This window comes from Veillonella parvula (assembly GCF_945949885.1).
GTDB classification, from domain to species: domain Bacteria; phylum Bacillota; class Negativicutes; order Veillonellales; family Veillonellaceae; genus Veillonella; species Veillonella parvula_B.
The window spans coordinates 100,248-116,096 of record NZ_CAMFFZ010000002.1 but is presented as its reverse complement, the minus strand read 5'-3'; the positions used below and the strand labels follow the sequence as shown (position 1 = coordinate 116,096).

The 15,849-nt window shown below is 39.5% G+C and carries 14 protein-coding genes and 1 pseudogene; 1 reads left to right on the top strand and 14 read right to left on the bottom strand.

Annotated elements, in window-relative coordinates:
* The first annotated feature begins 227 nt into the window (after nt 1-227).
* Nucleotides 228-1,118 (top strand): LysR family transcriptional regulator, encoded by an 891-nt coding sequence (locus Q7O55_RS01575; protein WP_303927817.1) that lies wholly within the window; start codon nt 228-230, stop codon nt 1,116-1,118.
* A gap of 88 nt (nt 1,119-1,206) precedes the next feature.
* Here Q7O55_RS01575 and Q7O55_RS01570 read toward each other — a convergent pair whose 3' ends face one another.
* From Q7O55_RS01570 to rpsK, 14 genes and pseudogenes are all read right to left on the bottom strand, one after another.
* Nucleotides 1,207-2,361, bottom strand: coding sequence for an alpha/beta hydrolase (locus Q7O55_RS01570; protein ID WP_303927815.1), 1,155 nt, complete (start codon nt 2,359-2,361; stop codon nt 1,207-1,209).
* Between the two features lie 218 nt (nt 2,362-2,579).
* Nucleotides 2,580-3,683, bottom strand: coding sequence for a nicotinate-nucleotide--dimethylbenzimidazole phosphoribosyltransferase (locus Q7O55_RS01565; protein WP_303927814.1), 1,104 nt, complete (start codon nt 3,681-3,683; stop codon nt 2,580-2,582).
* Nucleotides 3,680-4,717, bottom strand: a complete 1,038-nt coding sequence (locus Q7O55_RS01560; protein ID WP_303927813.1) for a nicotinate-nucleotide--dimethylbenzimidazole phosphoribosyltransferase — start codon at nt 4,715-4,717, stop codon at nt 3,680-3,682. Before Q7O55_RS01560 ends, Q7O55_RS01565 begins: the two co-directional genes overlap by 4 nt.
* A gap of 123 nt (nt 4,718-4,840) precedes the next feature.
* Nucleotides 4,841-5,728, bottom strand: a complete 888-nt coding sequence (locus tag Q7O55_RS01555) for a prephenate dehydrogenase/arogenate dehydrogenase family protein (protein WP_303927811.1) — start codon at nt 5,726-5,728, stop codon at nt 4,841-4,843.
* 107 nt (nt 5,729-5,835) lie between these two features.
* Nucleotides 5,836-7,182, bottom strand: coding sequence for an MATE family efflux transporter (locus Q7O55_RS01550; RefSeq protein ID WP_303927810.1), 1,347 nt, complete (start codon nt 7,180-7,182; stop codon nt 5,836-5,838).
* Nucleotides 7,183-7,389: 207 nt separating this feature from the next.
* The gene (locus Q7O55_RS01545) at nt 7,390-8,262 is read right to left on the bottom strand and encodes a 2-oxoacid:ferredoxin oxidoreductase subunit beta (RefSeq protein WP_004695167.1); all 873 of its coding nucleotides are present in this window, start codon (nt 8,260-8,262) and stop codon (nt 7,390-7,392) included.
* A gap of 1 nt (nt 8,263) precedes the next feature.
* The gene (locus Q7O55_RS01540) at nt 8,264-10,015 is read right to left on the bottom strand and encodes a 2-oxoacid:acceptor oxidoreductase subunit alpha (RefSeq protein ID WP_303927807.1); all 1,752 of its coding nucleotides are present in this window, start codon (nt 10,013-10,015) and stop codon (nt 8,264-8,266) included.
* A 292-nt stretch (nt 10,016-10,307) separates the two neighbouring features.
* On the bottom strand, nt 10,308-11,093 hold the full coding sequence (gene truA, locus Q7O55_RS01535; protein ID WP_303927806.1) for a tRNA pseudouridine(38-40) synthase TruA: 786 nt from the start codon (nt 11,091-11,093) through the stop codon (nt 10,308-10,310).
* Nucleotides 11,090-11,893, bottom strand: a complete 804-nt coding sequence (locus tag Q7O55_RS01530) for an energy-coupling factor transporter transmembrane protein EcfT (protein ID WP_303927805.1) — start codon at nt 11,891-11,893, stop codon at nt 11,090-11,092. The genes truA and Q7O55_RS01530 overlap by 4 nt, the downstream gene beginning before the upstream one ends.
* Complete coding sequence (locus Q7O55_RS01525) at nt 11,883-12,743, bottom strand: energy-coupling factor transporter ATPase (protein ID WP_303927803.1); 861 nt, start codon at nt 12,741-12,743, stop codon at nt 11,883-11,885. Before Q7O55_RS01525 ends, Q7O55_RS01530 begins: the two co-directional genes overlap by 11 nt.
* A 176-nt stretch (nt 12,744-12,919) precedes the next feature.
* Nucleotides 12,920-13,753: pseudogene (locus Q7O55_RS01520) on the bottom strand (energy-coupling factor transporter ATPase); the annotation flags it as partial.
* Nucleotides 13,754-14,036: 283 nt separating this feature from the next.
* The gene (gene rplQ, locus Q7O55_RS01515; protein WP_004695155.1) at nt 14,037-14,372 is read right to left on the bottom strand and encodes a 50S ribosomal protein L17; all 336 of its coding nucleotides are present in this window, start codon (nt 14,370-14,372) and stop codon (nt 14,037-14,039) included.
* 12 nt (nt 14,373-14,384) lie between these two features.
* A complete protein-coding gene (locus Q7O55_RS01510) occupies nt 14,385-15,389 on the bottom strand; it encodes a DNA-directed RNA polymerase subunit alpha (protein WP_303927801.1) in 1,005 nt (334 codons plus the stop codon).
* Nucleotides 15,390-15,459: 70 nt separating this feature from the next.
* Entirely contained in the window at nt 15,460-15,849 is a 390-nt protein-coding gene (gene rpsK / locus Q7O55_RS01505) for a 30S ribosomal protein S11 (RefSeq protein ID WP_004695151.1), read from the bottom strand.

The following is a 15,849-nucleotide window of genomic DNA, read 5'->3' as shown; positions in this document are numbered from 1 at the left end:
CCTCCATTTAATTATGTATCAGTTTTCTAAGTTAACTAATAATTTCTATGTTTTAATTAAACTACCTTATGCATTTAGTATAGCTGCACTTCCCAAGAATAACAATTTACTATAATATATACATAGATATTATTTTTTTCTATATCTAGAACTAAATTTAAGAGTTATACATTGATCATATTTCTCTTAGCCATTTATATATTTTTTAAATCCTGAAATGAGGTTCCATGGAATTACGTGTACTTGAATACTTTGTTGTAACTGCTACAGAAAAGAGCATGACTAAAGCGGCTCAACGTCTACACATTACGCAACCAACTCTCTCCATTCAATTACGAGAATTGGAGAATGAGGTTAACACTATACTATTTGAACGTACGAATCGAGGTATAGTGCTTACACAAGATGGAGAATATTTTTTTGATAAAGCAAAGCAAATATTGTCGTTAGTATCTAATACAGTATCTAATTTACAGTCTACAGATGATATAACTGGCATATTAGCATTAGGTGGCGCAGAAACCATACAAAATCAATTCTTATTTAATATTGTTCACTCGATTCAAAAAGACTATCCTCGTGTACAACTATCATTCACTAGTGCTAATGCCGATCATACAATGAACAATCTCGATACTGGCTTAATCGAATTTGCAGTCACTATGGGTAATGTTGATACAAGAAAATATAATACTATCTCTTTACCCTATACAGATTACTGGGTGCTGATTACGAGAAACGATGCCCCCCTTGCAAACCTTTCCCAAATAACTAACACAGACTTGTTTGAAGAACCATTAATTATATCAGGTCAAACAAATGCAGATTTATTTATCACTTCATGGATGGGAAAACCATTGGAGGAAATACATATTGCAGGCTATTATAATCTCGTTTATAACGCATCTGTTATGGCAAGAGCTGGCATCGGCTCAGTACTTACTGTCGAGGGCCTCATAAATACAGAGGGAACAAATCTTGTTACTATTCCATTATCACCAAAACTCGACATTGGCTGTCACCTATTATGGAAGAAGAATACCGCCCTTTCACCTATAGGAAAACTCTTCTTAACACAATTACAACAGCACATAACACAATATACTGCTAATCGCTAATTAAATATTAGGCAGTACAACTTAGAGAAATACCCTCTGTTGTTAGAACAAATACTAACAATAGAGGGTATTTCTACTTATAGTTATATTATTTATCTAAATTAGTACGGAAGAAATCCGCCATTTTTTGAATAGGAATGAGCTTTAAGTTATCATATAAATCTACATGGTTTGCCCCTGAAACAACTACTAACTCTTTATTAGAGCCTGCTTTTTTATATGCATTCTCAGAAAAGTAACGGGAATGCGCTTGGTCCCCAGTAACCATCAAAATAGGACGATTACCCAGTTCGTCTATATGTTCCATCAATTCAAAATTAAAGAAACCATATTTAGCTCGATTGTCCCACATTGTATTGGAATTAATAGAACGTGGGTGATATGCCCGATCACGATAATAATTATAAAACACTGTAGTTACAGGATCCGCATCTGCAGGTAATGTTTCCGGCAATATACGAGTCCCTTTATCTACATGACCTTGTGCATCCACTGGCATCTCATGTAAAGAGCGAATTTGTTTACCGCTATCAACACCTTCCCAGCGTTCTTTCGCCATTTCTTGCTTAATTGCTTCACGTTGTTCAGGCGTATAATAAGCGCCATTATAATGATCACGAATACTTTCGGACATATTATACATTGCAGTTGTAGCAACAGCCTTGATACGCACATCATTGATAGCAGCTGTCACAGCTGGGCCGGATAAACCGCAGATACCTAATGCTCCGATACGGTCACGATTTACAAAATCAAGAGTTCCTACAAAATCAACCGCCGCACTAAAGTCCTCCGTATAGATTTCTGGGGATGCCATATCACGTACAACGCCGCCGCTTTCACCTGTAAAGGACGGATCGAATGCGACGGTTACAAATCCCTGTTTTGCCAATTCCTGTGCATGTAAACCGGAGGACTGCTCTTTAACCGCACCAAACGGTCCACTAATTACGATGGCATCATATTTTTTAGATGCATCAAAATCTTTTGGTAAATACATATGACCGGCTACGTCAATACCAAAACGATTCGGGAATCTCACATCTATAGCTTTAATATCCTTATCCACAGCAAATACACGTGTATCATCTTTAATAGAATCACTAACTATTGCATTTTGTAAATGAGAAGCCTGTTGTAGGTTATTGATAGTTGTTGCTGCAAATGAATTTGTTGTTCCCATGGAAAATACCCCCAATGCTAAAACAGATGTTAATATTGCAATTTTAGTAAATTTTTTCATATTTCCTCCATTAATAAGGCTTTAGGCCTTACATATTCTTGATTACTAGATCTTATGAAATTAGTATAACTTTAGCTCAGCAATATAACAATTTCATATACTTAATATCTAGATATAATTTTTATCAATACTAGATAAAATAAAAATACCAGAGTATTGTAACGACAGTTCCAATATCTCTGGTATTATTCATATACCTATAATAGCTAATGGCTAAACTATTCTTTATCCTTTTGTCTACCTTTACCGACCCCATCTTCAGCCGCTTTAACCTCAGCTTCAACGAAGGTTTTCATATCATTTAACATATGCATAGATGCATCGATAATAGATAGCCCCATAGTCGATCCCAAAGCTTCATCAATTTGTAAATTGTAGTATAAACATGGTTTTATTCCAAGGAATCGACATTGTTCCTTATGAATTGGTTCCTCATAGGCAGCGGATGGGAATATATAGTCCTTAACTAATGGTTCAATGGTAACGGCTGCCAACACAGCTGCACCCGTTACAGCATTATCAAATACTACTGCCATACGATGACCGACAGCACCTAAGATAAAACCCATCAGGAATGCAATATCTAATCCCCCTGCTACGTGAAGCAAATGCAGTACCGCATCACGGCGCTCGCTTTCACTCAAAGCGGACCAGTCATCTACAGCAATATTAAAACGATCCACAAAGGAATGAATATGAGCGGCTCGTTGCTCTACCGTAGGACCGCACTCTGTATGAACGAGAATATCATCATACGCACAACCCGTAATGGTGGCAGTCGTTACTAAAGTATCTAGAAACGCTCGTTCCCCTATATTACCGATAGCTACGACCTGTAATCCATCATCGTGTAGTTTATCAGCATACGTAAAGCCGAGGTCAATAGCACGGTCTAATTCCTCTCGGGAAATGACGGGCTCCACACCAAAGAAATGGGAACCCTTACGGATAACTTGTTGGTCAATATTTGTCAAATCTGTTGTATCTTGTTCAAGACCTATATTTACAACATGCACAGCTGCATTCAACTTAGATGCGGCCCCTTGTGTAGCCGTTCTACCTTCATTGAAACGCTTGATAGCCTCATAACTTTCACTACCATGCTGACTATTTTGAGGACCATCTACCAAGTGGTCCGACGCCACCACAAGTACGCCATATCGCAAATGATTTGGTTTAGGATCTGCCAGAATACCCGCAAAACGCTCAGCTATTAACTCTAATGTTGCAAGACTATAAATAGGTTTTGTTAAATTATCGATACGTAATCGGCATGCTTCCATGGATGGTGCATGTAATGGTTCAATTGTAAAAGTTCTCATGCCTTACCTCCTGTAACAGCCAAATACATATGAACAGCAAGATCTAGCATTCCCATTTGAATGGAACCACCAGAGGCCTCACCGAGACATAACCCTAAATCAACATAGGCTTCAAGACCTAAATTTTCTAAAGAAGATTTAGCCGCTTTTTCAGCAGATAAATGAGATGCCATTACATAATCCATCGCCTGTGGAACTAATGTTTTAGCAACCAATGCACAAGCGGATGTATTAAAACCATCAATAATAACGAGTGCATTATTCGCTGCAGCACCTAGAATAACACCTACGATACATGTAAATTCAAAGCCGCCCACAGAAGATAAAATTCCAATGGCATCGTCTTTAGGAATATCCTTATATTTCTCCAGTACATCATGAACAATGCGTTGCTTTAGTTTAAGTCGTTCATCGGAAATATTCGTTCCTCGTCCTGTCGCCTCTTCCGCGGTAAGTCCTGCAAACTTAGCCGTCATAAGAGCACTAGCTGTCGTATTCGATATGCCCATTTCGCCTACAAGAAACACATTAAAGCCTTCGTCGATTTTTTCTTTTACAAGTCGAATGCCCGTTTCGATACCTTCAATCGCTTGATCACGCGTCATAGCCGGCTCTTCTACAAAGCTTTTCGTTCCCATCCCCAGTTTATGACTACGAAGGCCTGGAACCCAACTCATATCCGCATCGATCCCCATGTCGATAACTTCCATTTGGGCCCCACAATAATTAGCTAGGGAGTTAGCACCCGCCCCTTTAGGAATTAGATAATTTTGTGTCATTCCAACAGTTGTTTCCTTGGGATACGCACTGACACCCATATCAGCTACGCCATGATCCGCAGAAGCAATAATCATACATGGTTTTGGCACGGTTACCTGCTCTTGATTCGTAGCCGCCCCATATTGAGCCACAACATCTACAAGACGACCATATCGATCCACAGGCGATGCTGTATTCCAGCTATCGATTATATGTCCTTCAATCTCTAAGCTGCGACCTGTAATAGCGCCACAAGTTTCTTGTAACAAACTCATAAAAGCTCCCTTAACATAATATATTTACATACTCATATCGATATATAGTATACACGATTCTAGATATATGTCATGTTTTTTCAGTTACATTTACTCTCTTATAGGATACAAAACTACGCCATTTTAATTATCCTTGATTTGACCAGTTAAATACGGTAACTTTCCTCGAATCTCGCGACTTCGTTCAAGATAGATTTCTAATTCTTGACCGTCATCCTCTTGTAAAAGTATTTCTTTTACACGTTGAATTTCTGCTTCAATTTGTGTGAGACCTTCGATGACATTACGACGATTTCCATAGATAATTTCACGCCACATCGATGGTAACCCACCTGCAACACGGGTGCAATCACGGAACCCACCAGCAGATAATTTCATGCGTAATTCGCCCAATTCATCGCCTCCCGAAACTTGTGTTAAAATAGAGGCCAATAAGTGAGGCATATGACTAACCATCGCAAGATATGCATCATGGTCATAGATATCGACAAACTCGATACGAGACCCTAAGGCACGACCCATTTCAGCTAATTCTTGAGCGACTTCTTCACTATATACATCTGAGGCCTTATCCTCTAAAACGATCCAGCCCATGCCTTTAAAAAGGTTCTTATGAGATACTTCATAACCACCCTTTTCAGAGCCTGCCATAGGATGAACAGATACAAAAATCGTACCCTTAGGAATAGAGTCATATACGGCATGAGCAAAGTTTTCCTTCGCACTAGATACATCTGTTACGACTTGTCCCGGTCTAAATAGATGAGCCGTTTCAGTAAAAAGTTGTGCATTTGTATCAGGCGGCAAGGAGAATACAACGATATCAGAATGTTTAATCAATGGTTCAACTTCTGTCCATGCAGCTTTTACTACTCCATCTTGAATTGCCGCATCACAGACCTCTTGGCGACGTGCATAACCTACTACCTCATAATCGGTATATGCCTTTAAGGCCTTTGCCAAGGACCCACCTAATAGACCTAGTCCAATAATACCCACTGTCTTACTCATATAAACCTACTTTCATATAAAACTAACAATGTCTATTCTCCAATATAATGCTAGTTATATTACATTATTATTTAGCTAATTATAAATCAAAATTAGGGAGAATGAAATTAAGCTTCGATAAGATGCTTGTTTCTCCATTTACCGCTATACCAACGATATACAAACAATAACCCTCGCAAGATTTCATCAGCGGCCATGGCAATCCATATACCAACAAGGCCCCAACCCCAGTAAATACCAAATAGATACGATAATGGCACGGCGCATAACCACATACCAAAGATTCCCACTAGCATAGGCGTACGAATATCACCGGCAGCCTGCAAACAACCAACCATAACGATGTTTACTGCACGTCCTAACTCAAGAAAGATTTCAACCAGTAATACATTATGTGCTAACTCTAGGATTTCCGGATCCGAAGTAAACACAGATACAACAAAATCACTAGTCACATAGAAGAATGTAGCAAGACCTACGTTAATAGCAATCGCTAAATACATGGACTTCCATACACGACTAGTAACCTCCTCTTGGCGTTTAGCGCCCATTAGGAAACCTACGATAACTTGTGAAGCATTGGATAGCGCTATGGTGTATACATAACAAAGCATGGCGATAACAGATACATAAACTTTAGTATTAATAACTGCTAAGCCTAACATGTTGACCATTTTCATGATTGTAGTTTGAGATAATTGATAGCTCAATGTTTCTCCACCAGAAGGAACACTAATATGCAATAAAGATTTAACCGTATGCCACGGAAATGATTTTAAGAATTTAAAGCTCACCTCTAAGGTTAATAATTTCTTAAAAGTATATCCAATAATCACGAGCCCTACCACTTTAGATAGCCATGTTGAAATAGAAACACCTAATACCCCAAGACTTGGTATTGGACCATGTCCAAAGATTAATACATAGTTTGTTAGAATATGAATGATATTCATCACAAGGGCAATGTACATGGTAACGCGTGTTAATGAGTGACCTCTAAATACGGCTACTAACGCATAATACATCGCTTGTATCGGTAGCCCTGCAGCAACGATAGTAGTATATATCGACGTATCACTCATCGTTTCTGGTGGTATACCTAGCCATGTAAAAATCCATTCATGGCAAGTAATAAAGAATACTGCCGCTATAGATGAAAAGAGAAAATTCATCATTAAGCTGACCGTACATACCTCTGATAGCTTGGACTGATTTCTCGCTCCTAAATATTGGGCAATCAAAATCGTCGTAGCTGTACTCATGACGATGATGAGCATAATAAAGATATTTAAAATTTGATTGGCATTAGCTACCGCTGCTACCGCTTGAGGCGAGTAGTGACTCATCATCAATTGGTCTATATTACCTACTAGCATCTGTAGGAACACTTCAATAAATATAGGCCAGCTCAAAGTCCAGATAGATAGACTAATCCCCTTTTCATATGCTTTCATAAAAACCTCTGCAATGAATACGATACAATTGCAATGAATATCATACAATGTCCTTATTATATCACGTTATATAACCACATGGGACAAATCGCAGAAAGCAATATACTAAATAGTTTTTCATAAAATAGTACATACAAAAAACGTGCCACCCGAAGGTGACACGTTTATTATGTAGACAAGCAAGTATCTATAGTGTTCTGCTAATGCTTATTTGAAGCCATTACAAAGGCTGTCGAATAATGCTTGGTCAGGTTTTACAACATCTTCAGTCAATGGACGAGGATGTGGTCCGCCATTTGCTGCAGCCATTGCTTTTTCAAAGGAAGGTTTAGATGTATTTTGATAGATAAGGCCTGTAACCAAACCATCAGTATCACCCAAAGTTTTAAGCGCTGTTGCACGATCTGTTGGGTCATAACCTTCAGGCAATGCTACTAAATGTTCTTTGAACCAATCATAACTATTGCGTTTGTTGTATGTAACACATGGGCTAAATACATTGATGAAGGAGAAGCCCTCATGATCCATAGCTTGTTGAATCAAATCAACGAGCTCTTTACGATTCACCATATAGCTTTGCGCTACAAATGTAGCACCTGCTGCAATCGCAGTTTCACAAACGGACAATGGTGACTCAAACGCACCATGAGGAGTTGTTTTTGTAACAAAACCGATGTCAGAACGAGGGGATGCTTGACCTTTAGTCAAACCATATACATGGTTATCCATTACTACGTATGTCATGTTTACATTACGTTTAAAAGCATGAATGGTGTGACCCATACCGATAGCAAAGGCATCACCGTCACCGGAAAATGCAATAACTTCTAGGTCTTGGTTAGCAAGCTTAACGCCTTGCGCATAAGGAAGCGCACGGCCATGAGTTGTATGCGCACCATAAGCGTAGAAATAGCCACCGATACGGCTAGAACAACCAATACCGGAAATTACGGCTAATTTTTCTGGTGGAATATTTTTCGCTACTACAGCGTCAGTAATCGCCGCTTGAACCCCATAATGGCCACAGCCTGGACACCAGTTAGGACGAATATCATTTCTGTAATCTTTAGCTGTTGTCATATTATAGGACCTCCTTAATCGCATTTTTCACATAACTTTTTGTGAATGGATTACCATCGTATTTCAAGCAGCTAGAAATCTTATGTTTCTTATGCATGTTGATTTTAAATAAGTTAGCCAATTGACCAGTTTTATTGTGTTCTACAATAACTACTTTTTTCGCCGCATCAAAGAACGGTTGTAATTGCTTTGCTGGGAATGGTTTAATTAAGCGCAATTGTAAATGGTTAACCTTAACACCTTCTTGATCGAATTCAGCAACAGCTTCTTCGATAGCCCCACGACTAGAAGCCATACCTACAACGAGTACATCCGCTTCATCGTATTTAGCATTGTCCAAGAATGGTTCATAATTATCAGCTACAGTTTCCAATTTACGGAAGCGTTTATCAGTTTGCGCTACGTGCATTGTAGGCGCTTCTGCTGGTTTACCTTCTTCATTATGCTCTAAACCTGTGGAAAGGAATAGACCATTTTTCATACCTGGAATTGTACGAGGGGAAATGCCATCATCAGTCAATTCAAAGCGTTTGAAATAGTTAGGTTGTACCAATTCAGGAAGCTCAGCTTCTTTCATCATTTTACCTCGATTAATAGGTACGCGGTTCAAATCGAAAGAAGGAACGGATTGTTTATTCAAACCTTGTTGTAAGTCAGGCATAAAGATAACTGGACATTGGTACATTTCTGCCAAGTTGAAAGCTTTTTGAATTTCATAGAAACATTCTTCAATAGATGTTGGAGAAATTACGATACCAGAGTAGTCACCATGTGCATTGTAGCAAGCTGCATCAATATCGGATTGTTCAACTTTTGTAGCCATACCAGTGGATGGGCCAGAACGTTGAACGTCAATAACAACCATTGGCAATTCAGCCATGGAAGCCATAGACAAGGATTCTGCCATCAAGGAAAGGCCTGGACCAGAAGTACATGTAAAGCCACGAACACCTGCGTATACACCACCCATAGCTGTCATACATGCTGCGATTTCGTCTTCTGTTTGAACAACAGTTGAGCCCAACTTATCCATAGTTTTAATCATGTATTCCATAACTTCGGATGCTGGCGTAATAGGATATGATGCCATGAAACGGGAGCCCGCAGCAATAGCACCAAGAGCACATGCTTCGTTACCTAATAAGAACATTTGATCTTTCTTACCAGGCGCTGGCAATGTATCGATCGCAACATCGCCTAACTTTTCCATTACAAGGCTATGACCATCATCGAAAGCAGCCAAGTTTTTATCTATAATCTCTTGGGATTTCTTTGCAAATTTCTCAGTAATAGCATCTTTAAACATCTTAGTATCAAAACCAAGAAGCGCTACGGACATTCCAAGTGCTACGATATTACGCATCAACAAGGAGCCTTGTTTCATTGCTGTTTCAGAGATAGGCAAAGATAAACAATTAATCTTTGTACCTTCAAATTTAGAAAAGTCTGGATTAACTTTGCTATCACAGATGATATATCCACCATCGCGTACTTCGGAACCGTGCATATCAACGGTTTCTTGATCAAGGGAAAGCAAGAAGTCTACCCCTTCACCAATGGACATAATTTGTTCCAATGCTACGCGCAATGCGAATGTAGTATGACCACCTTTGATACGAGATGCAAATAAACGTTGGCTATACAAAGAGTAGCCTTCTTTAGCAAGGATTGTGGCCATGATTTCACCGCAACTCTCGATACCTTCACCTTGTTGGCCGCCCATTTTCCAGATAAAATCTTTACGTTTTTGCAAGAGATTCACCCTCCTTAGGATAAAAATTACACTGCTGACAAGAGTCTACCTTACTATTTTAATGTATAGTACGAACCTGTCTTATATCGTCATTGTATCATGTATATTTTAGGTTTACAATGTATCATTTCACATAATAATAGGTATAAATTAAGGTATTATAACTAAAAATTATAAGAGAAAAAGGATACCACTTTTTAAGTAGTATCCTTTTAGTATTTATGCTTATCGTTTTATATTCAGACGGCAAAAAAGAGTCTATATAAAATTATATAGAATATTTATTCTCGAATCATCTAAAATATTTATTTCGTAACACCTCTTGTTGTCGCTCCTCAGTGAAGAATATTTCTTCTAAACATAAGCCTTGAGCGGGTGCAGTTTTTCCTATAACACGGCGGTCCTTAGCTACTAAGTACCCTTTAATGTCCTCCACCTTACGGCGACCAAGTCCGACATCTACGAGTAACCCCGCAATATTACGCACCATATGGTATAAGAACCCATCACCGATCACAGAAATCGTTACGTGAGCCCCCTTTGCCTCAACATGGATTCCCAGGATTGTTTTTACAGGATCAGCAGGGGTTGAATTCGTTCCCTTTAAGGTTGTAAAGTCATGCGTACCTAATAGTTCATTACCTGCAGCCTGCATCCGATCAATATCTAAAGGCTTTTTCACATGCCAATGATACCGCTTCGTCAAAGGATCTGCAATGAGCTGATTATGAATCGTATATACATACTCTTTACCGTATATATTCCACCGTGGCTTCCAATCTAGCGGAATTTCTATCGCTTCTATAACGACTATATCCTTAGGTATATGAGCTATCATGGCGCGAGGGATATTTTCTACGGGTATAGTCCCTGATGTTTGAAAGGTACATACCTGAAATTTAGCATGCACCCCTGCATCCGTACGAGATGCACCATAAATTTGAATGGGTTCATTACAAATACGTGATAAACCATATTCCAAACATCCTTGTACCGTTAAGCCTTTATCATTAGGTTGCTTTTGATAACCTGCTAAATCTGTACCATCATAAGCCACTATGATCTGTATGTTTCTCATAGATCTAACCACCACAATGCGATAAGTACAATAGTTACCAAAACAACAGCGCCAACACCAATATAATCGACACAGGTAACTTGTAATTCCTTCATACGCGTACGGTTGACACCACCTCTATAGCAACGCGCTTCCATAGCGATAGCTAATTCATCGGCCCGTCGAAACGCACTGATAAATAATGGCACTAAAAGTGGCACCATGTTTTTCGCTCGTTGAATGATAGAGCCTGTCACAAAGTCTGCACCACGAGCAGATTGTGCTTTCATAATACGATCTGTCTCATCCAATAAGGTAGGGATGAAACGCAACGCAATAGTCATCATCATGGCTAGTTCATGAGCAGGAACACCAATGCGACGGAATGGATTGAGCAAGTGCTCGATGCCATCAGTTAAGCGAATCGGTGATGTGGTATAGGTCAACAAAGAAGAGAACAAGATTAAGAAGATTAATCGTGCCGCCATTTGAAGACCCATTGCCACCCCATGATCCGTAATATTAATAATTCCCCATTGGAAAATTGGATTACCTGGCGTCGTAAAAATATGAATACCCATGGTAAATACGATGATAATCCAAAGCGGTTTAATGGCAGACCACATAAGGCGCAATGGCAAACGCGATAACAGCATTGCAAAGATGGTAAAACCACCAACAATACCATATGCCAACGGAGAATTCGCCAAGAATATAGCTACAACAAAGATTGTAGTGGCTATAATCTTTGCACGAGGATCCATGCGATGTAAAAAAGAATTCCCTGGGAAGTATTGACCAATAGTAATATTATTTAACATGGCTACCTCCCTCTAGAATTGCTTGTACCGCATCATCTACGGATAGTACGCGATTAGACACATCAAGGCCTTGTTCACGCAAATATTCCATGGTAACAGACACTGGTGGAACATCTACACCAACAGCTTGTAACTCATCACGATGATTATTAAAGATGTCCATCGGCTCACCATCGAGAACGACACGCCCTTTATCGAGTACTACGAGACGGGAAGCCATGCGAGAAATATCTTCCATATTGTGAGATACGAGAATTACAGTTATTCCCTTTTCTTTATGAAGTCGAATGATTTCTTCAAAAATTTCTTCCCGTCCAAATGGATCAAGTCCGGCAGATGGTTCATCAAGCACCATGAAATCTGGGTTCATAGCCACTACACCAGCAATAGCAACGCGGCGCATTTGACCACCAGATAAATGAAATGGAGATCGTTCTGCATACGTGTCGTAGTCAAGACCTACAAACTTCATCGCATCTCGCACACGCTCGTCTACGTCATCAGCACTCAGTCCTAAGTTTTTAGGCCCAAAGGCGATATCCTGAGCAATGGTTTCTTCAAACAATTGATGCTCTGGGTATTGGAATACCATACCAACCTTATGGCGCATTTTTTTAGCTTCCTCTGTGGAGGCGCTAATATCTACACCATTGACCGTAACGGTACCAGTTGTAGGATGTAATAGACCATTTAAATGCTGTACAAAGGTAGATTTACCGGAACCAGTATGACCGATAACACCTAAAAACTCCCCATTTTCAATGGTAAGAGATACACCACGAAGTGCAGTCTTTTCAAAAGGAGTACCCATGCCGTAAGTATATGTAATATTATCTAATACAATCGCCATTAGTGGGTTCCCTCCCCTCTTGAAGCATCTGTTGAGTTTATATCGGATACATTTTGTATATCCGATTTATCTGTAATACTGTTAGTTTTTACAGCCGTAGTAGCATTAACAGCATTCGTTGCATTACTGGCTTTCATTGTACCACTTGCTAATTGTTTACCCAACTTTGAACCTTTAAGGCCCTCTGCTAACTCTTCATTATTAATAATACTCTTACCCACTTCATAACCTTTGGCATTCAATTTAAAAGCAATCTCAGAGGCTACTGGTACATCGAGGCCCAGACCTTTTAAGATATCTACATGGCTAAAGATTTCACGAGGCGTACCATCATGTAATTTCACACCATTTTTCATAACCACAACGCGGTCTGCCGTAACAGCTTCCTCCATGAAGTGTGTAATATATACAATGGTAATACCTTCTTCTTTATTGAGCTTATGAACTGTTTCAAGAACCTCACGACGACCTTTGGGGTCGAGCATAGCTGTTGGTTCATCAAGAACAATGCAATCAGGCTTCATCGCTAATACACCTGCGATAGCAATACGTTGTTTTTGTCCACCCGATAATAAATGGGGCCCATGTTCTCTATATTCAGTCATATTAACAGCGGCTAACGCTGCATCGACACGTTGTCTAATTTCTGCACTAGGAATACCTAAGTTTTCTGGACCAAAGGCAACGTCCTCTTCTACGACGGCCGCTACAATTTGGTTATCAGGATTTTGAAATACCATCCCCACATGTTGGCGAATCTCCCAAATATGCGCTTCATCTCGCGTATCAAAGCCACACACGTTGATATGTCCTTCGCTAGGTTGTAATAGCACATTAAAATGCTTGGCAAGCGTACTTTTACCACTACCATTAGTACCGATGATACAAACAAATTCGCCGCGCTTAATGGATAGACTCACATCGTCTAAGGCATGTACATCATTGCCGTTTTCATCAGTATAAATATGACTCATATGATTGACCTCAATCATAATGTCTTGTTCATTCATGGATAACCTCATATCTTTCTAGTCAATTTCGTTTCTATGAAAGTAGAACCATTTGCATCATCTATCATACTCATGCTGTGCATGATTCCCTTATTTCAATTTATCCTATTGATAGAACTTGAATTTAATAATGTCTTAGATATTATGCAAAAAGTTGACAATACATATTCATTATTTACGATAACTGCTAACATATTACGATATTATACTAGTCGATTGTACCATAAAATTGACAATAAAAAAACGGTGCTGCAACGTAAGTTACAACACCGTATAAGTTTGATTAAACTAACTCGATAATAGCCAAAGGTGCAGCGTCACCTTTGCGAAGACCAGTTTTGATTACACGAGTGTAACCACCTTGGCGGTCTGCATATTTTGGAGCAATTGTATCAAACAATTTTTTTACTACACTTTCATCCATGAGGTATGCAAGAACTTGGCGACGTGCATGAAGATCACCACGTTTAGCCAAAGTTACCATTTGATCAGCTAAAGAACGAAGTTCTTTCGCTTTAGCTTCAGTCGTTTCAATACGCTCATATTGGAAGAAAGATGTTAACATGCTACGGAACAACGCTTTACGAGCGGAGCTGTCGCGGCCTAATTTTCTGTACATTCGTCTTCCTCCTTATTCGCCTTTTTGTTTAAGTTGAAAACCACCTGGGTGATTATTGAGTTTTTCCTCAATTTCATCGATAGATTTTTTACCTAAGTTGCGAACTTTTCCTAAGTCATCAATGGTTTTGTCTAGCAAGTCTGCAATTGTATTAATGCCAGCACGTTTCAAGCAGTTATACGCACGAACAGAGAGTTCCAACTCGTCGATGGAAATCTTTGCTGGGCCGTCATCTACAGCTGGTTCTTCATTATCAGAACCTACTGGATCTATAACGATACCGCCTTCACCAGTGTTTACATCTACAACATCTGCAGAATGCGCTAATTTAGTGAAGTTCCCTAAATAACCAATCATAATGGCAGCAGATTTTGCCACTGCATCAGCAGCAGTAATGGAGCCATCAGTCCAAACTTCTAATGTAAGCTTGTCAAAGTCCATTTCATTACCTACACGAACATCACTCACTTCGTATTTAGCACGAAGAATTGGAGAGAAGATGGAATCGATTGGAATACAACCAATAACATCAGTATCTTTTTTATTCTTCGTTGAAGGAACATAGCCTTTACCTCGTTCAATTACTACGTCCATTACGAGATGAGCTGTCTCATCCATTGTCGCAATCACGAGTTCAGGATTCAATACTTCTACCTCTGGCGGGAATTGTTCAGCTAAATCAGTAGCTGTCAATATTCCATCCTTTTGGAAGTCGAAATGAACTTCCAAAGGTAATTGTGCGTCTTCTTCAACTTTGATGCACAATTGCTTTAAGTTAAGGATGATATCCGTAACGTCTTCGCGAATACCAGGAATAGTAGAGAATTCATGAAGAACTCCATCAATTTTGATAGAGGTGATAGCTGCCCCATCCAAGGATGAAAGCAAAATTCTGCGTAAGCTATTACCGAGAGTGATCCCATAACCACGATCTAATGGTTCACATACGAACTTACCATAACGACCGCCATCGGCGATGTCCACTTTCTCGATTTTAAGTTTCTTTTCTTCGCTCATCAGGAACATCCTCCTATATAACACACGTTCATAGTTAATTATAGCACCGTATCATATCGGTCACTATAAATTATACACGACGGCGTTTTGGAGGGCGACAACCATTGTGAGGAATTGGAGTTACGTCTTTAATGGAAGTAACTTCAAGACCTGCAGCTTGTAAAGCACGGATTGCAGCTTCACGGCCGGATCCAGGACCTTTTACGAATACTTCAACAGTGCGAAGACCATGTTCCATTGCAGCTTTAGCAGCTTGTTCAGCAGCCATTTGAGCAGCAAATGGAGTGGATTTACGAGAACCACGGAAGCCCAAGCCACCAGCGGAGGCCCAAGACAACGCATTACCGTTTGTATCTGTCAAAGTTACGATAGTGTTATTGAATGTAGAACGAATATGAGCCGCACCGGATTCAATATGTTTCTTTTCTTTTCTTTTAGTTCTAACAACTTTTTTAGCCAC